3 protein-coding genes and 1 pseudogene are annotated in these 24,511 nt (G+C 54.8%); all 4 read right to left on the bottom strand.

Annotated elements, in window-relative coordinates:
• Positions 1-43 precede the first annotated feature (43 nt).
• The gene (locus tag PXH59_RS20060; protein ID WP_352232127.1) at positions 44-6,559 is read right to left on the bottom strand and encodes an amino acid adenylation domain-containing protein; all 6,516 of its coding nucleotides are present in this window, start codon (positions 6,557-6,559) and stop codon (positions 44-46) included.
• Entirely contained in the window at positions 6,465-14,762 is an 8,298-nt protein-coding gene (locus PXH59_RS20055; RefSeq protein ID WP_352232126.1) for an amino acid adenylation domain-containing protein, read from the bottom strand. Before PXH59_RS20055 ends, PXH59_RS20060 begins: the two co-directional genes overlap by 95 nt.
• Positions 14,762-23,194, bottom strand: a complete 8,433-nt coding sequence (locus PXH59_RS20220) for a non-ribosomal peptide synthetase (protein ID WP_434223366.1) — start codon at positions 23,192-23,194, stop codon at positions 14,762-14,764. Before PXH59_RS20220 ends, PXH59_RS20055 begins: the two co-directional genes overlap by 1 nt.
• Positions 23,171-24,478: pseudogene (locus PXH59_RS20215) on the bottom strand (condensation domain-containing protein); the annotation flags it as partial. The gene PXH59_RS20220 and the pseudogene PXH59_RS20215, both read right to left, overlap by 24 nt.
• Positions 24,479-24,511: the final 33 nt, after the last annotated feature.

Genomic DNA, 24,511 nt, shown 5'->3' with positions numbered 1-24,511 from the left:
TATTGGGTATATCCGTTAATCAAATTGATATTGGGATATTAGGTCATCCACTCAATTGACTAAATGTCCCGATATTCTGCCATAGGCTGGTTACCCATTGTCCGACATGGGGTGAGGACAGCATAGTCATGTGATTGCCGGGCACAACTATCGTATTGAGTTCAGCCGCGTGAAGACGCCATTGGGTTTCTCGAGTTCTCCTTGCCTCTTCTTTATCGCCTTCCCCGGCATTAACCAAATGAACAAGTCCCTCATAACGGGTACGCGGTATATAACGGGTGTTCAGATTAGCCTGCATAACGCGAACAATCCCTTGCAACAGTGATATGGGTGTTTTTGCCGGGAAAAGCCCGACCCTAACCAGAGCACTGTGCAGATGCTGGATTTGTTCATCCGCAGCCAGGTCAGCAAAATCTTGTCTGGTGAGCGGAAGAGGCTGGTTTAGTAGCATATTATAGATATCGATCAACTCCATGATTGTTTCAATACGGTTGACTGACTTGAGGGCACTCCCTTGCTGATCCGGTTCATCGGTATCAATAAGAATAAGATCGGATACCTGTTCTCCATCGGCCTGCAATTGCAGGGCTATTTCAAAGGCAATCCAGCCCCCAAAAGAGTGACCGAGCAGGTGATAAGGGCCATGCGGTTGGATCTGGCGGATACTCTGGATATAGGCACGAGCGGCCCCTTCAACACTGCTGTAAGGGGAATGGTGCTCAATCGTGAACCCACGTGCCTGTAAAGCGTATATCGGAAGTTGCTGTGGGAACGATAGTGCCAGTTCGAGCAGACTGGACGGGCTGGCACCGGCACCCGGCAGACAAAATAGCGGCGATACGGCCGGAGAGCCTTGCTGAATAATAACCAGTGGGTTAAAGGAAGGCACATCCCGTAGGTTTTCAGTGATTGAATCCACGATTTGGTTTAGCAGAGGAGGCTGCATAATGGAGAAATGTGTCCCGCCGATAGGATAGAGCACCGAATCGGGACCGACAATGTCATGCCAACCGTGCCAGCTGTCGCCGTTGACTAACTCCTCCGTAGTATAGAGGTGGACCGGTAAAGCGGATTTTTGCGCGGTGTACTCTTGACCAAGCTGTGAAATCATCTCGGCGGTATAGACACGCAGGAGAATATCTTCGCGTGTGATCCCCGCTGGCAACCACTGGTGTTCAATGAAGTACTCAAGCACCTGTTCTACATTACTGAGGTGGTACAGTTCCGCCAAATCCTTTTTATCATCAAGAATTTTTTGGGCACGCAGTGCGTTAATAACGAATCCAATTCGTCTTGCTTCTTCGCTGACAGAGGGGGCGGCAGTTGTTAAGGCGTTACTATTATCTTTATGGGCATGATAATAAGAATCAATCATACCAATAAACTCGACTGTCTCACCATCACTGGTTAATTGTTGGGCTATCTCGTAGGCAATTACCCCCCCAATCGACCAGCCCATCAGGCGATAAGGCCCTTGTGGTTGGATACGGCGAATAGCCTGAATATGGCAGGCGGCAAGTGCTTCAATCGACCCCGGAGGATGCGTCAGTGTATGAATACCAAGCGCCTGCAAGGCATAGACCGGAAGTTCAGGGGGCACCAGGGTAGTCAGGGGAGAATACACCAGAGGATCGCCCGATGTTTCGTGGATCAAAAACAAAGGCAGTAAAGTGCCTGCCGGACTAAGCGGTACAGGATTTTCGTCAAATGGGGATACGGGCATGACGAACTGTTCCTTAACCGCCAGGGCCAGATCACATAAGGTTGGATGGGTGAACAGAGTGGCTAATGAAACCGGCATATTTTGTTCGCGCATGTGATTCAGCAACTGTACCGCGAGCAGCGAGTGTCCGCCAAGTTCAAAGAAATGGTCATGGCGGCTAATCCTTTCCAGTCCCAGTAAATCTTGCCAGATCTGGGCCAGCGTGGTTTCTGTTTTATCGATGGGAGATTCATAGCCCCGCACCACGAAAGCGGACAGATCGGGGGCAGGTAACGCCTGCCGGTCGAGTTTGCCGTTAGGGGTTAACGGGAAAGTCGCTAACGTGACAAAGGCACTGGGCAGCATATAGTCGGCAAGGTGTTGGACAAGTTGCTGGCGCAGTTTGGCGGGCACCAATTCAACCCCTTCCTGCGGTAACAGGTAGGCGACCAGTCGTTTCTGGCCGGGTTCATCTTCGCGGGCAATCACTGCCGCTTCACGCACGCCGTCACATTGGCAGAGTCTGGCTTCGATTTCCCCCAGTTCAATGCGGAAGCCACGTAGTTTAACCTGAAAATCATTGCGACCCAGGTAGTCGATATTGCCATCGGGCCGCCAGCGGCCGAGGTCACCGGTTTTGTACATGCGGGCATCAGGTGTGGCTGAGAATGGATCGGGAACAAAGCGTTCCGCTGTCAACTCAGGGCGGTTGAGATAGCCTCGGGCCACACTGGTGCCACCAATATAAATCTCACCAGCAACACCAAGAGGCAGCAACTGGCCTTGGGCATCCAGAATATAGATCTGTGTGTTAGCAATTGGCCGGCCGATGCTGGGCTGTGACAATGTTAAATCAACCGGACAGAGGGTGGCGTCTACCGTACATTCTGTTGGTCCGTAAACATTGATAAAGCGGGTTGTTTCTATTTCTTGCAGTCTGGACCACATTGAAGGAGGAATACTGTCACCACCCACCAGCGCCAATCTGGGTTGATAACCGACACGGGTTCCCAGCCCGGACTCTAACAGCCATTGTAATTGCACTGGCGTACAGTCGAACATGTCCACAAGGTGGCGTGCAAAATAGCGCCAGAGTTGCTGGCTGTCGGCACGGATCTCTTCAGGCACGATGATCAATGTATGACCGGAAAGTAACTGAAGCCAGATTTTCACCGAAGCATCAAACACAATACTGGCATTCATCGCTACGCGGCACGGTGGGCTGAGGTCGAGCGCGGCATTCAAACCGGTATGAAGATTGATGACATTCCTGTGTGTCACCATCACTCCTTTGGGCTGTCCCGTAGAACCGGAGGTGTAAATCACGTAGGCCAGATGATGTGGTGTGAGTCCCAGCGTTTGAGCATCGGGATTGTTTTCAGATCCCTGCGCAAAGAGAGAGCGTGACTGAGTATCGAGTAAAATGCTGGGCAGGGTGTAGTCCAGCATGTCAACGAACGCAGATTGGGTAAGCAGGGCTACCGGTGCAGCATCTTCTATCATGTAAGTCAGTCGTTCGGCCGGATAGGCCGGATCCAGTGGGACATAGGACCCACCGGCTTTGAGGATAGCCAGCAGTCCCACCATCATCTCAAGGCTACGTTCAACACAGATAGCCACACGATCATCAGGACGTACCCCTATGGCAATCAGATGATGCGCCAGGCAATTGGCCCGCCGGTTCAGTTCACCGTAGCTGAAAGACAGATCGCCGAAGACGACGGCGGTGACGTCAGGTGTGCGGGCGGCTTGTTGCTCAAACAATTCATGGATCAGAACGTTTGGCGGGAAGTCAATCCCTGTGGTGTTGAACCCGGCCAGTAACTGTTGGCGTTCCGTGGCAGGCAGGATTGACAGATCCAAAACCGGTCGCCGAGGTTCGTTCATTAGGGCTTCGGTCAGGCTGCTAATGGCAGTGACCAAATAATCAGCTACCCGGGGAGAATCAATTGTGGCGACGGCCTTGACTGATATGCTGAACGCTTCCCCTGAGTCATCCACTGAGAGGCTCAACGGGTAGTTAGTTCGCTCCTCGGAAAGCAACAGGCGTATGCCACGCCAGACAGTCTCATTTGTATCTGGTCGGTTATGGCGATAATTCAGTAAGGCACTGAACAGCGGCATTGGCTGTGCTACACCGCTGCACCGTTGTGCCAGTGCCAACGGAGCTTGTTCATGCTCCAATAAGGCGGTCAGGTTATGGTAGGTATCCTGCACAATTTCTTGTACCGTACGCCCGCCCAGAGCGACACGCAAGGGCAGGGTGTTGATAAACATCCCCAGTATACGATCAGCCCCCGCGCCGCCTTGCAGACGGCCCAGCAGCACGGAACCAAATACGACATCATCGCGGCCACTGATTTGTGCCAACACTTGCGCCCAGGACACATGAAACAGCACACTGGAACTAACGCCCAGCTGACGCGCCTGAGAGCGGATTGTCTTCGCTAAAGCGGGGTCAAGCAGAAGACGGTGTTCATTGATAACACTATTATCGCCGGGGACGCTGAGTATCCCGAAGGGGGCGGTGGGTTCATCAATATCCGCCAGTTGGCTACGGAAATAGGCTTCATGTTCTGCCACGGGCACACTTAATGTCTGGGCAATAAAGTTGCGGTAGGGCAGCATGGGGGGCAGTGTTTTGGCATTGCCCAGCAGTATCTGGGCAATTTCCGCAAAAATCAGCTCCAGTGTCATATGATCACTGACCAGATGGTGGAAACGCAAAGCCAGCAGCCATTCATTTTGTTGCGGATCATGGGCGGTATCGACGGCAAAGAGGGGGGCCAGGTTCAAATTGATTTTATGCTGGCGTGGATCAGTGTGAGCCTGTAACTGCCCCGGAATATCACCTGTCGTGGCCGGGATGAATTCACGGACAGTCAGCGGTGCCTGACGCCAGACCACCTGCACCGGCTGTTCCAGTCCTTGCCAATAAATGGCGGTGCGCAGGATATCATGGCGATTGATAACCTGTTGCAAGGCATCCAAAAAGCTATCGAGACGATCACGGGTATCGAAAGCGAGTAAGCTTCGCAGCAGATAATTATCTCCCTGTGACTGTAACAGATGATGGAACAGGATACCTTCCTGCAACGGGGTCAGTGGATAGATATCCTGTATATTACCTGCTCCGTCCGGCAACTGCTCAACGATGGCATCAATTTCGGCCTGGCAGAGAGAAACTAAAGGCAGCATATCGGGCGTGATAACCGTACAACCTTCGGGGATACGGTTAGGGGGGACGACAAAGGCGCTGATCCCATGCTGGGTGGCCTGAGCCATATCGGTGAGCACAGGTGAGGCGAACACACTACGAACCTCGAGCTGCCAGCCTAAATTACGCAGTTCTTCCACCAGACTGACAATCATCAGTGAATGACCGCCGAGTTCAAAGAAGTGATCGTGACGACTGACCTGTTTGAGTCCCAGGAGTTTTTGCCAAATCTGCGCCAGCGCGGTTTCTGCCTCACCGACGGGGGCTTCATAGTTGCGGGCCACAACCGCCGATAAATCGGGGGGCGGCAGGGCCTGACGGTCGAGTTTACCATTAGGGGTCAACGGGAAAGTGTCTAACGTAACAAAGGCACTGGGCAACATATAATCAGCGAGGTGCTGGGCCAGTTGCTGGCGCAGTGCAGCGGGCACCAGTTCACCCCCTTCCTGTGGCAGCAGGTAGGCGACCAGTCGTTTTTCGCCGGGTTCATCTTCGCGGGCAATCACCACCGCCTCACGTACGCCGTCACATTGGCTGAGTCGGGTTTCGATTTCCCCCAGTTCAATGCGGAAACCCCGCAGCTTGACCTGAAAATCATTGCGACCAAGGTAGTCGATATTGCCATCGGGCCGCCAGCGGCCGAGGTCACCGGTTTTGTACATCCGCGCATCGGGTTCTGACGAGAACGGATCAGGCAGGAAGCGTTCAGCGGTCAGTTCAGGCCGATTCAGGTAACCGCGAGCCACACCCGTCCCGGCAATATAAATTTCCCCCGGTACACCGCGAGGAACGAGCTGACCCTGTGCATCCAGAATATAAATTCGGGTATTGGCGATCGGGCGGCCGATCGGGGGTGGATTATCCTCTGCGGAGGAAGCACAGGAATAGAGTGTGGCACAGACCGTGATTTCCGTTGGTCCATAGGCATTAAACATCTGCCGGCCGGGTGACCAGCGTTTGACTAAGGTTGGTGGACAGGACTCTCCCCCCACCAACAGGGTTTGCACGGTATCGGGCAGGGTATCCAGCGCGGATAACGCGGTCGGTGACAAGAGAACATGGCTGATGGCCTGATCGGCTAAATAGCCGGACAGTATGGCGCCGGGCAAGAGATTAGCCCGTTTGGCCAGATAGAGGCAACCGCCCGCCATTAAGGCCATGCAACATTCCCAGATACTGGCATCGAAGCTGTTTGAGGCGAATTGTAAGACGCGGCTGTCACTGGTGAGAGCCAGGGCATGTTGCTGGGTGGTGATTAAATTGCACAGGTTCTGATGTTCAATCATCACGCCTTTCGGTTGCCCTGTTGAACCAGAAGTATAAATGACATAGGCCAGATGGCGGGATGCCAATCCCAGCGCTTGGGAGGCTGGGTTATCAGCGGGTTGTGTTGCCAGACCTGATTCGTGGTCATCCAGTAAGACCGTTGGCAAGGCGTTAAACTGAGCGAGCCACTCTGATTGGGCCAGTTCCGATTGAGTCAGTAAAGCCACGGGGGTAGCATCTTCCAGCATATAGCTCAACCGTTCGGGCGGATAGGACGGATCAAGCGGGACATAAGCCCCCCCCCGCCTTGAGGATAGCCAGCAAGCCGACCACCATCTCCGGGCTGCGTTCAACACAAATGGCGACCCGGTCATCAGGCCGCACCCCCAGCGCAATCAGATAATGGGCTAACTGATTGGCCCGGCGATTCAGCTCGCCATAGCTCAGTGTCTGGTCTTCATAGACGACAGCAAGAGTATCGGGATGCTGTGCGGCCTGCGCCTCAAACAGTTGGTGGATCAATGCCTCTTGCGGGAAATCGGCCTGAGTGGTATTGAAATCCACCAGCAGTTGCTGCCGCTCTGCCGCCGGTAAGACGGGGATAGCCCGGATCGCTTGTTGCGGGTTGTGAACTAAGGCATCAACCAAACCGCTGATAGCTGTCGCCAGATAGGTGTTGATGCGTTCGGGCGCAATGTCGCTGACAGTCAGAGCCGTTAATTGGAAACCGTCGCCTAAGTCATCCACTGACAAGGTAATGGGGTAGTTAGTACGCTCTTCTGCGGTCAAAATACGGATGCCTGCCCAAGTGCTGTCAACGGACTCGGTTTCACCCATTTCCGTTTCACCCGAAGGGCTGTGACGGTAATTGAACAAGGTGCTGAACAGCGGCAGGGGTTGCTCCACGGCACTGCACCGTTGTGCCAGCACTAACGGGGCTTGTTCATGCTCCAGCAAAGTGATCAGGTTGTGATAGGTCTCCTGCACGATGTCCTGTACCGTGCGTCCGCTCAGAGAGATGCGCAGGGGCAGCGTGTTAATAAACATGCCCAGTATTTGATCCGCCCCCGCCCCGCCTTGCAAACGGCCCAGGAGTACGGAGCCAAACACCACATCATTGCGGCTGCTGGTGTGGGCCAGAACCTGTGCCCATGCCACATGGAACAGGACACCCGGGCTGACACCGAAACGACGCGCCTGAGTGCGGATGGCTTTGGCCAGATCAGGCGCGATAGCGAGATGGGCCTCAGTAACAAGGTCGTTGCCAATTTTTACGTTAAATACCCCAAATGGCGCGGTGGGTTCGTCAATGTCTGCTAATTGGGCGCGGAAATAGGCTTCATGCTCGGCGGTTGATGTATTCAGGGTTTGGGCGATAAAGTTGCGATAGGGCAATACCGTTGGCAGCTTCTCCGTCTTTGCCTGCAAGATGAGCGCAATTTCTGTAAAAATCAGCTCCAGTGTCAGATGGTCACTGACCAGATGATGGAAGCGCAGCGCCAGCAACCATTCATCTTGTGCCGGATTGGGGGCAATATCGGCGGTAAACAGGGGCGCGAGATTCAGATTGATACGGTGCTGACGCGGATCAGTGTGAGCCAGTAACTGCGCCGGAATATCGTCTGTCATGGCAGGCGTGAATTCACGGACAGTCAGCGTTGCCTGACGCCAGACCACCTGCACCGGTTGTGTCAGTCCCTGCCAGTAAGCGGCAGTGCGCAGGATATCATGGCGGTTGATAACCTGTTGCAAGGCATTCAGGAAGCTATCGAGACGATCACGGGTATCGAAAGCGAGCAGGCTTTGTTGCAGATAATTATCCCCCTGAGTCTGTAACAGATGATGGAACAGGATGCCTTCCTGTAACGGGGCCAGTGGATAGATATCCTGTACATTACCTGCCCCGCCGGGGATCAGCTCAACGATAGCATCAATCTCAGATTGGGAAAGCGAAACCAGTGGCAACATATCGGGCGTGATAACCGTACAATCTTCGGGGATACGGTTGGGGGGCACAACAAAGGTGCTGACCCCATGCTGGGTAGCCCGGGCCATATCGCTGAGGATCGGTGAGGCGAATACACTGCGAACCTCGAGCTGGCGGCCAAGATTACGTAGCTCTTCGACCAGACTGACAATCATCAGCGAATGGCCGCCGAGTTCAAAGAAGTGATCATGGCGACTGACCTGTTTGAGTCTCAGGAGTTTTTGCCAAATCTGCGCCAGCGCGATTTCTGTCTCACCGACGGGGGCTTCATAGCCACGAGCGACAACCGCCGATAAATCGGGGGGCGGCAGGGCCTGACGGTCAAGTTTACCATTAGGGGTGAGCGGGAAAGTCTCTAAAATGACAAAGGCGCTGGGCAGCATATAGTCGGCAAGATGCTCAGTCAGTTGCTGACGCAATTCAGCCAGCACCAATTCAGCGCCCTCTGACGGACGCAAATAGGCCACCAGTCGTTTCTGTCCCGGCTCATCTTCGCGGGCCAGTACCACGGCTTCGCGCACGCCGTCACATTGGGTGAGCCGGGCTTCGATTTCCCCCAGTTCAATGCGGAAACCGCGCAACTTGACCTGAAAATCATTGCGGCCAAGGTAGTCGATATTACCATCGGGCAGCCAGCGGCCGAGGTCGCCGGTTTTATACAGGCGCGCATCGGGGGCTGAAGAAAAAGGATCGGGCAGGAAGCGCTCGGACGTGAGTTCAGGGCGATTCAGATAGCCACGGGCGACACCTACTCCGCCAATATAAATTTCCCCCGCCACACCAATGGGAACGACCTCACCGTGAGCATCAAGAATATAGATTTGGATATTGGCAATAGGATGCCCAATCGGCACTTGCCCGATATAGCGACCCGGAACACACTGCCAGGCCGTGACATCAATGGCCGCCTCTGTGGGACCGTATAAATTATGCAGTTCACTGTGAGGTAAATGGGACAGACAGTGTTGTTGCAAGGCATAGGGCAGCGCTTCCCCACTGCATAAAATCTGGCGCAGAGAAAGGCAGCGTCCAGCCGGAAGGAAATGGAGGAAAATTTGCAACATGGAAGGCACAAAGTGGATCGTCGTGATATGACGGTTTTCTATCTCTTCCAATAAATAGTGCGGTTCTTTGTGACCGCCGGGCCGAGCCATCACTAATTGGGCTCCAACCATCAGGGGAAGGAAGAATTCCCAAACGGAGACATCAAAACTGAACGGCGTTTTTTGTAAGACGCGATCTTGCGGGGTTAATTGATAAGTCGCCTGTGCCCAGAGCAAACGGTTAACCACACCACGGTGCTCATTCATCACGCCTTTGGGTAATCCGGTGGAGCCAGAGGTGTAGAGGACGTAGGCCAGATGACGCGATGTCAGCCCCAGCGCCTGGGCGTCTGGATTGTCAGTCGGTTGTGCTGTCAGAAACGATTCATGGCTATCAAAGATCTTATCCAGCAAGACCGCAGGCAAAGTGCTGTCAAGTTTGTCGCGTAACGAGGTTTGCGTCAGTAAAACCACCGGTGCCGCATCTTCCAGCATATAGGCCAACCGTTCGGTGGGGTAGGCCGGATCGAGCGGAACATAAGCCCCACCTGCTTTAAGAATGGCAAGTAGCCCCACGACCATCTCCAGACTGCGTTCGACACAAATTGCGATCCGATCGTCAGGGTGAACTCCCCGCGCAATCAGGTGATGTGCCAGACGATTAGCATGACGATTCAACTCCTTATAGCTGAGAGCGTGAGCGCCACAAATGACGGCGGTTGCATTGGGCGTTTTTGCCGCTTGTGCTTCGATTAATTGATGGATCAGTGCCGCTTGTGGGAAATCCACTTGAGTGGCGTTAAAATCGGTCAGCACGTGTTGCCGCTCTGCCGCCGGTAAGATGGTGATAGCCCGGATCGTTTGTTGCGGATTGTGAACTAAGGCATCAACCAAACCGCTGATAGCTGTCACCAGATAGGTGTTGATGCGTTCGGAGTCGATTTCGGTGACAGTCAGGGCTGTTAGCTGGAAGCCGTTCCCTAAATCATCCACTGACAGAGTGATGGGATAGCTAGTGCGCTCCTCTGCGGATAAAGTCCGTATGCCTGCCCAAAGGGTATCAACCACTTCCGTTTCACCAGAAGCGCTATGGCGATAATTGAGCAAAGTGCTGAACAGCGGCATGGGTTGTTCCACGCTACTGCATCGTTGTGCCAGCACTAACGGTGCCTGCTCATGCTCCAGCAAGGTGGTCAGATTGCGATACGTGTCCTGCACGATTTCCTGTACCGTGCGTCCGCTCAGAGAGATACGCAGGGGCAGGGTGTTGATAAACATACCCAGTATGCGATTAGCCCCCGCTCCGCCTTGCAAACGACCCAGCAGCACGGAGCCAAACACCACATCATCGCGGCCGCTGGTTTGGGCCAGTACCTGCGCCCAGGCCACATGGAACAGGACGCCGGGACTGACGCCCAGCCGACGCGCCTGAGAGCGAATGGCTTTCGCCAACGTAGAGTCAAGTGGAAGACGGTGTTCGTTGATAACACTATTATCGGCGGGTACGCTGAGTATCCCGAAAGGGGCGGTGGGTTCATCAATATCCGCCAGTTGGCTACGGAAATAGGCTTCATGTTCTGCCACGGGCACACTTAATGTCTGGGCAATAAAGTTGCGGTAGGGCAACATCGTGGGCAGTGTTTTTGCATTGCCCCGTAGTATCTGGGCAATTTCCGCAAAAATCAGCTCCAGTGTCAGATGGTCACTGACCAGATGGTGGAAACGTAAAGCCAGCAGCCATTCATTCTGTCGCGGATCGTGGGCGATATCGGCAGCAAAGAGAGGGGCGCGGTTCAGATTGATCCGGTGCTGACGCGGATCAGTGTGAGCCTGTAACTGCGCCGGAATATCGCCTGTCGTGGCCGGGATGAATTCATGGATAGCCAGCGTTGCCTGACGCCAGACCACCTGCACCGGCTGTTCCAGTTTTTGCCAATAAACCGCTGTACGCAGGATATCATGGCGGTTGATAACCTGTTGCAAGGCATTCAGGAAGCTATCGAGACGATCACGGGTATCGAAAGCGAGCAGGCTTTGCAGCAGATAATTATCCCCCTGAGTCTGTAACAGATGATGGAACAGGATACCTTCCTGCAACGGGGCCAGTGGATAGATATCCTGTACATTACCTGCTCCGCCGGGGATCAGCTCAACGATAGCATCAATCTCAGATTGGGAAAGCGAAACCAGTGGCAACATATCGGGCGTGATAGCCGTACAATCTTCGGGGATACGGTTGGGAGGGACGACAAAGGTGCTGACCCCATGCTGGGTAGCCTGAGCCATATCGGCAAGGACCGGTGAGGCGAACACACTGCGAACCTCGAGCTGCCAGCCTAAATTGCGCAGTTCTTCCACCAGACTGACGATCATCAGTGAATGGCCGCCGAGTTCAAAAAAATGGTCATGGCGACTGACCTGTTCGAGTCCCAGGAGTTTTTGCCAAATCTGCGCCAGCGCGATTTCTGCCTCACCGACAGGGGCTTGATAGCTGCGCGTGACAACCGCCGATAAATCGGGAGCAGGCAGGGCCTGACGGTCAAGTTTACCATTAGGGGTGAGCGGGAAAGTCTCTAAGATGACAAAGGCGCTGGGCAGCATATAGTCGGCAAGATGCTCAGTCAGTTGCTGACGTAATTCAGCCAGCACCAATTCAGCGCCCTCTGACGGACGTAAATAGGCCACCAGTCGTTTTTCGCCGGGTTCATCTTCGCGGGCCAGTACCACGGCTTCGCGCACGCCGTCACATTGGCTGAGCCGGGCTTCGATTTCCCCCAGTTCAATGCGGAAACCGCGCAGTTTGACCTGAAAGTCATTGCGGCCGAGGTATTCGATATTGCCATCGGGCAGCCAGCGGCCGAGGTCGCCGGTTTTATACATCCGTGCACCGGGTGCTGACGAGAACGGATCGGGCAGGAAGCGTTCAGCGGTCAGTTCAGGGCGATTCAGGTAACCACGGGCCACACCGTCACCCGCGATATGGATTTCACCGGCAACGCCGACGGGAACCGGCTGACCCTGCGTGTCCAGAATATAAATTCGGGTATTAGCAATCGGACGGCCGACAGGAATGGCACGGGTGACATCAACCGGAGAAGTCATCGCATAGGTGGTGGCAAAGGTGGTGGTTTCTGTTGGACCATACCCATTTATCAGATGCGCGGGCTGGGACAGCGCCAACTGCACCTGTTGTATCTTTCTCGGGTCAAGGACATCCCCGCCGACAAGCAGGTAACGTAACTGCCCAAACAGGGGAATAAGATGATCCAGGTATTCGTTAAATAAGCCGGCCGTTAACCAAAGTGCCGTGACCTGTCCTTTTACCAGTACATTGAAGAAACTCACCGGATCCAGCAGTACCGATTGTGGAACCACCTGCAGGCGTGCCCCATTGAGCAGGGCAGACCAAATTTCCCAGGTCGAGGCATCAAAAGCGATATTGGCACAATGGGCGACACAGTCATTCGGCGCAATATCAGCAAACCCGCTATTCACGATAAGACGAAGGACATTGCGGTGTTCGACCATCACTCCCTTCGGTTGCCCCGTCGATCCTGACGTGTAAATGACATAGGCCAAATGACGTGATGTCAGTCCCGGTGCCGGTATGTCGGGGTTATTTGTTGGCTGTGATGCCAACGTCGGTTCTTGATTGTCAAATAAACGGTCAAGTAAAACGGTCGGCACGGTATTGGGCAGCGGGTGGACTTGTGCCGTCTGGGTGAGCACCACCACGGGGGCGGCATCTTCCAGCATATAGCTCAACCGTTCGGGCGGGTAGGACGGGTCAAGCGGGACATAAGCCCCCCCCGCCTTGAGGATGCCAAGCAAGCCCACGATGGTGTCCAGACTGCGTTCAGCACAAATCGCCACCCGATCATCAGGCCGCACCCCCAGCGCAATCAGGTAATGGGCTAACTGATTGGCCCGGCGATTAAGCTCGCCATAGCTGAGGGTTTGCTCCTCAAAGACGACAGCAAGGCTATCGGGATGCTGGGCAACCTGTGCCTCAAACAGTTGGTGGATCAACGCCTCCTGCGGGTAATCCACTTGAGTGGCATTGAAATCCACCAGCAGTTGTTGCCGCTCTGAGGCAGGCAGCAACGGCAAAGTGGCAATTTGTTGGGTTTCATCCGCGACCATGGCGGTCAGCACATTGTTGAAATAACCGGCTATCCGCTCAACGGTGGTGGCGTCGAATAAATCGGTGGCATACTCCAGCTCACCGACCAGACCGGCTTCGCTTTCACTCAGTGACAAAGTCAAATCAAAATGAGCACTACGATGTTCCTGGTCAATCGTAGTCAGTTGCAAACCCGGCAGGGTCAACGCTTGGGCTGGGGTGTTATTTAAGGCCAGCATCACCTGAAAGAGGGGGTTGTAGCTTAAGCTACGTTCAGGCTGGAGTGCTTCTACCACCTGTTCGAAGGGCAGATCCTGACGGGTATAGGCGGCCAGTGCCCGCTCCCGAACCTGGGCCAGCAAATCCGCCACACAGAGTTCATCATGGCAGGAGATGCGCAAGGCCAGCGTATTAACAAAGAAACCGATTAACCCTTCCAGTTCACGGTGTGGGCGGTTGGCAACCGGGGTGCCGATAACGATATCCTCCTGTCCACTGAGCCGGGTCAGTACGAGACTCCAGGCACTGAGCACCGTCATAAATAAGGTGGTGTGATGGCGCTGTCCCAGTTCCTTTAGTGAAGCCAATAAGTCTGCGTCAATGTGCACAGGCACTTGGTTGCCCGCATAGGTTTGTACCGCCGGGCGTGGCCGGTCGGTTGGGAGAGTGAGTAAGGCAGGGGCGTCAGCAAGCTGGGCACACCAGAAATCACGTTGTTCAGTGAAGAACGTGCCTTGTAACTGCGCCTGCTGCCAGACCGTATAATCAGCATACTGAATGGGCAGGGGAGGCAAAGGGTCATCATGATGACCGTCAAGGGCCACACGGTAAAAGGTGCCTAACTCTTGCACCAGCACACCGATGGACCAGCCATCAGTGATAATGTGATGCAGGGTCAGTAATAGCACATGTTCTTCGTCTGCCAGTTGCAGCAATTGTCCACGGATCAGCGGTCCCTGGGCCAAATCGAAGGGCGCCTGCGCCTCAATATCAGCGAGTTCGGTGACACGCTGGGTACGCAGGGCCGGATCAAGCGAGCGCAGGTCGTGACAGGACAGAGCAAAACCGATATCAGCCGGATCGATATGCTGGCAGGGTTGGCCTTCTACCAGGATAAAGCGGGTACGCAGACTTTCATGGCGGGCAATCAGGCGGTCAAGTGATGTTTTCAGCGCATGGGCGTTGAGCTGACCTGTGAGGCGTAAAGTTACTGGCAGATGATAAGCCTGACTGGCCGCCGGATCGAGCTGGTTGATAAACCATAACCGCTGCTGGGCAAAAGAAAGGGGCAGAGATTGATGTCTGTCTGCGGGTTTAATCAATGCCGGTTGCTGTTGTTCCCCGCGGGCTTTCAGCTGTTCTGCAAGTCTTTTCTCCAGCACCGCACGTTTCAAGTCATCGATATTCATATTGATCTTTGTCATTATCTACTGCCTCCGCGGGGGTCTTTCCCGCCTAAAATAGCCATCAATTCTTCTGCTGACAGTGAGTCAAGATCGTCCCGGATTGACTCAAGTTCGTTTTCCCCTACTACACTCATTTGGGCTGAGAGAATGACAGTGACCTGCTCTGTCAATGTGGGCGAGGCAAATAACGACGTCAGAGGGATGCTGACCAGGAATTTGTCTTGTATGCGGGTTATCAGTCTGACGACCATCAGCGAGTGGCCGCCGAGTTCAAAGAAGTGGTCGTGGCGACTGATACGCTCCAGCCCTAATAGCTCCTGCCAAATCTGGGCCAACGCGGTTTCTATCCTGCCTTGTGGCGGCTCATAACCCTGAGTCACCACGGCAGCCTGATCCGGCGCAGGCAAGGCCCGACGATCCAGCTTGCCGTTAGGCGTGAGCGGGAAAGTCTCTAAAGTGACAAAGGCACTGGGCAGCATATAGTCAGCGAGGTGTTGGGCCAGTTGCTGGCGCAGTTCTGCCGGCACCAGTTCAACCCCTTCCTGTGGCAGCAGGTAAGCGACCAGCCGTTTCTGTCCCGGCTCATCTTCGCGGGCCAGTACCACGGCTTCGCGCACGCCGTTACATTGGCTGAGCCGGGCTTCGATTTCTCCCAGCTCGATACGGAAGCCCCGCAGTTTGACCTGAAAGTCATTGCGGCCGAGGTAGTCGATATTGCCATCGGGCAGCCAGCGGCCGAGGTCGCCGGTTTTGTACATCCGTGCATCGGGTTCTGACGAGAACGGATCGGGCAGGAAGCGTTCAGCGGTCAGTTCAGGGCGATTCAGGTAACCACGGGCCACACCGTCACCGGCGATATGGATTTCACCGGCAACCCCGACGGGAACCGGCTGCCCCCCCGTATCCAGAATATAAATCCGGGTATTGGCAATCGGACGGCCGACAGGAATGGCACGGGTGACATCAACCGGAGAAGTCATCGCATAGGTGGTGGCAAAGGTGGTGGTTTCTGTTGGACCATACCCATTTATCAGATGCGCGGGCTGGGACAGCGCCAACTGCACCTGTTGTATCTTTCTCGGGTCAAGGACATCCCCGCCGACAAGCAGGTAACGTAACTGCCCAAACAGGGGAATAAGATGATCCAGATATTCGTTAAATAAGCCGACCGTTAACCAAAGTGCCGTGACCTGTCCTTTTACCAGTACATTGAAGAAACTCACCGGATCCAGCAGTACCGATTGTGGAACCACCTGCAGGCGTGCCCCATTGAGCAGGGCAGACCAAATTTCCCAGGTCGAGGCATCAAAAGCGATATTGGCACAATGGGCGACACAGTCATTCGGCGCAATATCAGCAAATCCGCTATTCACGATAAGACGAAGGACATTGCGGTGTTCGACCATCACTCCCTTCGGTTGCCCCGTCGATCCTGACGTGTAAATGACATAGGCCAAATGACGTGATGTCAGTCCCGGTGCCGGTATGTCGGGGTTATCCGTTGGCTGTGATGCCAACGTCGGTTCTTGATTGTCAAATAAACGGTCAAGTAAAACGGTCGGCACGGTATTGGGCAGCGGGTGGACTTGTGCCGTCTGGGTGAGCACCACCACGGGGGCGGCATCTTCCAGCATATAGCTCAACCGTTCGGGCGGGTAGGACGGGTCAAGCGGGACATAAGCCCCCCCTGCCTTGAGGATGGCCAGTAAGCCCACGATGGTGTCCAGACTGCGTTCAGCACAAATGGCGACCCGGTCATCAGGCCGCACCCCCAGCGCAATCAGATAATGGGCCAACTGATTGGCCCGGCGATTAAGCTCGTCATAGCTGAGGGTTTGCTCCTCAAAGACGACAGCAAGGCTATCGGGATGCTGGGCAACCTGTGCCTCAAACAGTTGGTGGATCAACGCCTCCTGCGGGTAATCCACTTGAGTGGCATTGAAATCCACCAGCAGTTGTTGCCGCTCTGCTGCCGGTAAGATGGGGATAGCCCGGATCGCTTGTTGCGGATTGTGAGTCAGGGCATCGATCAAGCCGCTGATGGCTGTCGCCAGATAGGTATTGATGCGTTCCGGTGCAATGTCGCTGACAGTCAGAGCCGTTAATTGGAAACGGTCTCCTGAGTCATCGACTGACAAGGTGATGGGGTAGTTAGTACGCTCTTCGGCGGCCAGCACACGTATACCGGTCCAGGAGGTATCAACCGCCTCCGTTTCTTCCCCTTCCGTTTCATTCGAAGCGCTGTGCCGATAATTGAACAAGGTGCTGAACAGTGGCAGGGGTTGCTCCACATCACTGCACCGTTGTGCCAGCACTAACGGAGCCTGTTCATGTTCCAGCAAAGTGGTCAGGTTGTGATAGGTCTCCTGCACGATTTCCTGTACCGTGCGCCCATCCAGAGAGATGCGCAGGGGCAGCGTGTTAATAAACATGCCCAGTATTTGATCCGCCCCCGCGCCGCCTTGCAAACGGCCCAGTAGCACGGAGCCAAACACCACATCATCGCGGCCGCTGGTGAGTGCCAGTACCTGTGCCCAGGCCACATGGAACAGGACACTTGGGCTGACACCGAAACGACGCGCCTGAGTGCGGATGGCTTTGGCCAGATCAGGTGCGATAGGGAGATGGGCTTTAGTGACAAGGCTGTTGTCAGTTTGTACATTAAGTAACCCAAATGGCGCGGTGGGTTCGTCAATGTCCGCTAATTGGGCGCGGAAATAGGCTTCATGCTCGGCGGTTGATGTATTCAGGGTTTGAGCGATAAAGTTGCGGTAGGGCAATACCGCAGGCAGCCTCTCCGTTTTTGCCTGCAAGATGAGCGCCATTTCTGTAAAAATCAGCTCCAGTGTCAGATGGTCACTGACCAGATGATGGAAGCGCAGCGCCAGCAACCATTCATCTTGTGCCGGATCATAGGCGATATCGGTGGCAAAGAGGGGAGCACGGTTCAGATTGATTCGGTGCTGACGCGGATCAGTGTGAGCCAGTAACTGCGCCGGAATATCGTCTGTTATGGCCGGCGTGAATTCATGGACAGTCAGCGTTGCCTGACGCCAGACCACCTGCACCGGCTGTGTCAGTCCCTGCCAATAAATGGCGGTGCGCAGAATATCATGGCGATTGATAACCTGTTGCAAGGCATTCAGGAAGCTATCGAGACGATCACGGGTATCGAAAGCGAGTAAGCTTTGTTGCAGATAATTATCCCCCTGGGTCTGTAACAGATGATGGAACAGGATACCTTCCTGCAACGGGGCCAGTGGATAGATATCCTGTACATGACCTGCACCGTCCGGGATCTGCTCAATCAGGGTATCAATCTCAGTCTGAGAGAGAGAAGCTAAAGGCAGCATATCGGGCGTGATAGCCGTACAATCTTCGGGGATACGGTTAGGGGGCACGACAAAGGTACAGACTTCACGCTGGATAGCCTGAGCCATATCAATGAGAACCGGCGCAACAAATACGCTGCGAACATCAAGTTGCCAACCCAGATTGTGCAGATCTTCGATCAGACTGACAATCAACAGTGAATGGCCGCCGAGTTCAAAGAAGTGATCATGGCGACTGACCTGTTTGAGTCTCAGGCGTTTTTGCCAAATCTGCGCCAGGGCGATTTCTGTCTCACCGACGGGGGCTTGATAGCTGCGCGTGGCAACCGCCGATAAATCGGGGGCAGGCAGAGCCTGACGGTCGAGTTTGCCGTTAGGGGTGAGCGGGAAAGTCTCTAAAGTGACAAAGGCGCTGGGCAGCATATAGTCAGCGAGGTGTTGGGCGAGTTGCTGGCGCAGTTCAGCCGGCACCGGTTCAATTCCCGCCACCGGCCGCAGATAGGCCACCAGCCGTTTCTGCCCCGGCTCATCTTCGCGGGCCAGTACTATCGCCTCCTGTACCCCGTCACATTGACTGAGTCGGGTCTCGATTTCCCCCAGTTCAATACGGAAGCCCCGCAGTTTGACCTGAAAATCATTGCGACCCAGGTAGTCGATATTGCCATCGGGCAGCCAGCGGCCGAGGTCGCCGGTTTTATACATCCGGGCGTCTGGCTGCGAAGAGAACGGATCGGGCAGGAAGCGTTCAGCGGTGAGTTCAGGGCGGTTCAGGTAACCACGGGCGACACCCACTCCGCCAATATAAATTTCCCCCGCCACACCAAGAGGAACGGGTTGACCTTGTGGATCCAGAATATAAATTTGCGTATTCGCAATAGGCCGGCCTATCGGTGGCACTCTTTCATCACGGGTATCACAGGGGGTGAGCGTTGCACAAACAGTGGATTCCGTTGGCCCGTAAGCATTGATGATGATCCGTTGGTCTGTTGCCCAACGTTTGATCAACGACGATGAGCAGGCTTCACCGGCCAGCACCAGAATGGTCAGGTCGGGTAATTCAGCATCCGGTGTTAAGGCGCTGGCGGCAACGGGCGGTAGGGTTACATGAGTGATCGCCTGCGTTTTCAAGGTATTAATCAGAGCTTCGCCGGGTAATAGCGCTTCACGGGGGGCCAGGACAAGGCTGGCCCCTTGGCACAGCGTAGTGGCAATTTCAGAGATGCAGGCATCAAAGCTGAAAGAAGCAAATTGCAATAGGCGGGTGTTAGCTGTGATATGGAATGCTTCAATCTGTGCCTGAGTGAGATTGTATAGGCCACGATGCTCAACCATCACCCCTTTGGGCTGACCCGTGGAACCAGAGGTGTAGATCACATAGGCCAGATGGTGTGACGTTAACCCCAGTGCATAAGCATCAGGATTATGTATTGCGCAGGTATCAAGATCCACGGTGTCCAGCAGTACGGTAGGTTGGTCGCTGCTCAGTGTTTCAACTAACGATTCTTGGGTAAGTAAAGCCACCGGAACGGCATCATCCAGCATATAGGCCAGCCGTTCGGCCGGATAAGCCGGATCGAGCGGCACATAGGCGGCACCTGCTTTCAGGATAGCCAGTAATCCTACCACCAGTTCCAGACTGCGTTCGACACAGAGGGCGACCCGATCATCAGGCCGCACCCCCAGCGCAATCAGGTAATGGGCTGCCTGATTGGCGCGGCGGTTTAATTCACCATAGCTCAGTGTCTGGTCTTCATAGACGACCGCCATGCTATCGGGATGCTGCGCGGCCTGTGCTTCAAACCGTTGGTGGATCAACGCGTCCTGCGGGAAATCGGCCTGAGTGGCATTGAAGTCCACCAGCAGTTGTTGCCGCTCTGAGGCGGGTAACATCGGCAAAGTGGCAATCCGCTGGGTTTCATCCGCCACCATAGCGGCCAGCACATTGTTGAAATAACCCGCTATTCGCTCAACGGTAGCGGTATCGAATAGAGCAGTGACATATTCCAGTTCACCGACCAAACCCGCCTCGGTTTCGGCCAATGACAAAGTTAAATCAAAGTGGGCGCCGGGATACGTTTGCTCAATAGGTGAACATTGAATATTGGGAAATGCCAGCGCCTGTGCGGGAGTATTATCTAAAGCCAGCATCACCTGAAAAATTGGGCTGTAACTGAGATTGCGTTCGGGCTGGAGCGCTTCTACCACCTGCTCAAAGGGTAAATCCTGATGGGCATAAGCAGCCAGTGCCCGCTCCCGAACCCGGGCCAGCAGATCGGCCACACTGAGATCATCATTGAAGGTAATGCGTAAAGCCAGCGTGTTAACAAAGAAACCGATTAACCCTTCCAGTTCATGATGGGGACGGTTAGCGACAGGGGTGCCGATAACGATATCCTCCTGCCCGCTAAGCCGGGCCAGCACGAGACTCCAGGCACTGAGCACCGTCATAAACAAGGTGGTGTGATGGCGCAGTCCCAGCTTTTTCAGTGAGTCCAATAAGCCGGCATCAATGTGTACCGGGACGCGGTTGCCAACAAAGGATTGTACTGCCGGGCGCGGCCGGTCGGTCGGGAGCGTCAGTAAGGCCGGTGCTCCGGTAAGCTGAGTGCACCAGAAATCACGTTGGGCCGTAAGCGCGGCCTCCTGCAACCAGTGACGCTGCCAGACGGCATAGTCGGCATACTGAATGGGCAGTGGCGGTAAAGGCGTATCTTGACCATCAAGGATGGCGCGATAAAGAACAGTGAGTTCATGTAGCATTACCCCCGTGGACCAGCCATCCGAGATAATATGGTGTAGTGTCAATAATAAGACATGCTCTTCGTCTGCCAGTTGCAGCAAGTGGCCGCGGAGCAGCGGGCCTTGAGTCAAGTCAAAAGGCGTTTGTGCTTCGAGTGCCGTTAATTCCACAATACGGTGGCGATGTGTCTCAGATGGTAATGAGCGCAGATCCTGATAAGACAGAGCAAGGCCAATATCAGCCGACTCAATGTGCTGGCAAGGTTGATCGGAAACCAGCACAAAGCGGGTACGCAAGCTTTCATGGCGGGCAACCAGATGGTCAAGAGCGCGGATTAAGGCAGGGCGATGAAGCTGACCCGTCAGGCGCAATGCCACAGGGATATGATAGGCCAGGCTGGCCGCCGGATCGAGTTGAGCGAGGAACCATAAACGCTGTTGGGCGAAGGAGAGGGGCAACGGCTGGTTGCGGTCAGTCACCGGGATCACTATCTGAGCTATTGTCGAAGCACCTGTGAGCGTCTGTGCCAGATGCATCAAAACCGGTTGGTCAAAGAGTTTCTGTAGTGACAAATCCCGTGCCAACTTTTGGTGGACATGTGCGACGAGTTGGACAGCCAGCAGGGAATGGCCCCCGAGTTCAAAGAAATTATCGTGACGACCCACCTGTTCTAAGCCGAGCAAGTCTTGCCAAATCTGGGCTAAGGCGATTTCTATTTCGCCTACGGGGGCGGCATATTCCTGAACCACCACGGACGATATATCTGGCGCAGGCAAGGCCCGCCGATCCAGCTTGCCGTTAGGCGTGAGCGGGAAGGCGTCCAGCGTAATAAAGGCGCTGGGCAACATATAGTCAGCGAGGTGCCGGGTCAGTTGCTGGCGCAGTTTGGCGGGCATCAATTCAACCCCTTCCTGTGGCAGCAGGTAGGCGACCAGTCGTTTTTCACCGGGTTCGTCTTCGCGGGCAATGACCACCGCCTCACGTACGCCGTCACATTGGCTGAGTCGGGTTTCGATTTCCCCCAGTTCAATGCGGAAACCCCGCAGCTTGACCTGAAAATCATTGCGGCCGAGGTAGTCGATATTGCCATCGGGCCGCCAGCGACCGAGGTCACCGGTTTTGTACATCCGCGCATCGGATTCTGACGAGAACGGATCGGACAGGAAGCGTTCAGCGGTCAGTTCAGGCCGATTCAGGTAACCACGAGCCACACCCGTCCCGGCAATATAAATTTCCCCCGTCACACCACAAGGAACGGGTTGACCCTGTGCATCCAGAATATAAATTCGGGTATTGGCGATCGGGCGGCCAATCGGGGGCGGATTATCCTCCGCGAAGGAAGTACAGGAATAGAGTGTGGCACAGACTGTGATCTCCGTCGGCCCATACGCATTGATCATCTGCCGGCCTGATGACCAGCGTTTGACTAAGGTTGGTGGACAGGACTCGCCCCCCACCAACAGGGTTTGCACGGTATCGGGCAGGGAATCCATCGCGGCTAACGCGGTCGGTGACAAGAGAACATGGCTGATGGCCTGATCGGCTAAGTAGCCGGACAGTGTGGTTCCGGGCAAGAGATTAGCCCGTTTGGCCAGATAGAGGCAACCGCCTGCCATTAAGGCCATGCAACATTCCCAGATACTGGCATCGAAGCTGTTTGAGGCGAACTGTAAGACGCGGCTGTTGCTGGTGAGTGCCAGAGCATGTTGCTGGGTGGTGATTAAATTGCACAGGTTCTGATGTTCAATCATCACGCCTTTCGGTTGCCCTGTTGAACCAGAAGTATAAATGACATAGGCCAGATGGCGGGATGCCAATCCCAGTGCTTGGGAGGCTGGGTTATCAGCGGGTTGTGTTGCCAGGCCTGACTCGTGGTCATCCAGTAAGACCGTTGACAAGGCGTTAAACTGAGCGAGCCACTCTGATTGGGCCAGTTCCGATTGAGTCAGTAAAGCCACGGGGGTAGCATCTTCCAGCATATAGCTCAACCGTTCGGCCGGATAAGTGGGATCAAGCGGGACATAAGCCCCCCCCGCCTTGAGGATAGCCAGTAAGCCGACCACCATCTCCGGGCTGCGTTCGACACAAATGGCGACCCGGTCATCGGGTTGTACGCCCAGCGCCAGCAGATGGTGCGCCAGTTGATTGGCGCGGCGGTTTAATTCACCATAACTCAGTGTCTGGTCTTCATAGACGACAGCAATGCTAGCGGGATGCTGGGCAACCTGTGCCTCAAACAGTTGGTGGATCAATGCGTCCTGCGGGAAGTCGGCCTGAGTGGCATTGAAATCGGTCAGCAGCTGTTGCCGCTCTGTTGCCGGTAAGATGGGGATAGCCCGGATCGCTTGTTGAGGGTGGTGAACCAGGGCATCGATCAAACCGCTGATGGCCGTCGCCAGATAGGCGTTGATGCGTTCGGGCGCAATGTCGGTGACGGTCAGAGTAGTGAGCAGGAAGTCATCCCCTAAATCGTCGACTGATAAGGAGATAGGATAGTTAGTGCGCTCCTCTGCGGTCAAAATACGGATGCCCGCCCAGAGGGTATCAAGCGCCCCGGTTTCCCCTATTTCCGTTCCATTCGACGCGCTGTGACGATAATTCAGCAAGCTACTGAACAGCGGCATGGGTTGCTCTACACCACTACACCGTTGTGCTAGCACTAACGGGGCTTGTTCATGCTCCAGTAACGTGGTCAGGTTGTGATAGGTCTCCTGCACGATATCTTGTACCGTGTGTCCGCTCAGGGAGATCCGCAGGGGCAGCGTGTTAATAAACATGCCCAGTATTTGATTCGCCCCCGCGCCACCTTGCAGACGTCCCGATAGCACAGAGCCAAAGATGACGTCATCGCGCCCGCTGGTGTGTGCCAGCACCTGTGCCCAGGCGACATGGAACAGGACACTCGGACTGACCCCTAAACGACGCGCCTGAGTGCGGATGGCTTTGGCCAGATTAGGGGCGACAGGGAGACGGGACTCAGTCACGCAGTCGTTGTTTGGGGGTACTTTGAGCACCCCAAAGGGAACCGTGGGTTCATCAATATCCGCCAGCCGGCTACGGAAATAGGCTTCATGTTCTGCCACGGGGACACTTAATGTCTGGGCAATAAAGTTGCGATAAGGCAGTACCGCTGGCAGCCTCTCCGTTTTGCCTTGCAGGATCAGCGCGATTTCCGCCAGAATCAGCTCCAGTGTCATATGATCACTGACCAGATGATGGAAGCGCAGCGCCAGCAACCATTCATCTTGTGCCGGATCATAGGCGATATCGGTGGCAAAGAGGGGGGCCTGATTTAAATTGATACGATGCTGGCGTGGATCGGTATGATGCCTGAGTTGAGTGACAACGTCACCCGTTGGAGCCGGGTTGAAAATGTTAACCGTCAGCAGTGCCTGACGCCAGACCACTTGCACCGGTTGTGCCAGCGCCTGCCAGCAAATGGCGGTGCGCAGGATATCATGGCGGTTGATAACCTGTTGCAGTGCCGCTAAAAAGGCATCGAGGTGTTCACGGGTATCGAACGCGAGCAGGCTTTGCAGCAGATAATTATCCCCCTGAGCCTGTAACAGGTGATGGAACAGGATACCTTCCTGTAATGGAGCCAGCGGATAGATATCCTGCACATTGGTGACGCCGCCCGGCACAGTGGTGGCGATGGCATCAATTTCAGTTTGGGACAGGGCAACCAAAGGCAG

It is taken from the genome of Xenorhabdus bakwenae, assembly GCF_030272115.1.
GTDB classification, from domain to species: domain Bacteria; phylum Pseudomonadota; class Gammaproteobacteria; order Enterobacterales; family Enterobacteriaceae; genus Xenorhabdus; species Xenorhabdus bakwenae.
This window is presented reverse-complemented; position numbering and strand designations above follow the sequence as displayed.

Bases quoted from the DNA above. Each gene is read 5' to 3' on its own strand.
- PXH59_RS20060 (WP_352232127.1), bottom strand. From the start codon at position 6,559: ATGACCGGGTCGCCATTTGTGTTGAACGCAGCCCGGAGATGGTGGTCG.
- PXH59_RS20055 (WP_352232126.1), bottom strand. From the start codon at position 14,762: ATGACAAAGATCAATATGAATATCGATGACTTGAAACGTGCGGTGCTG.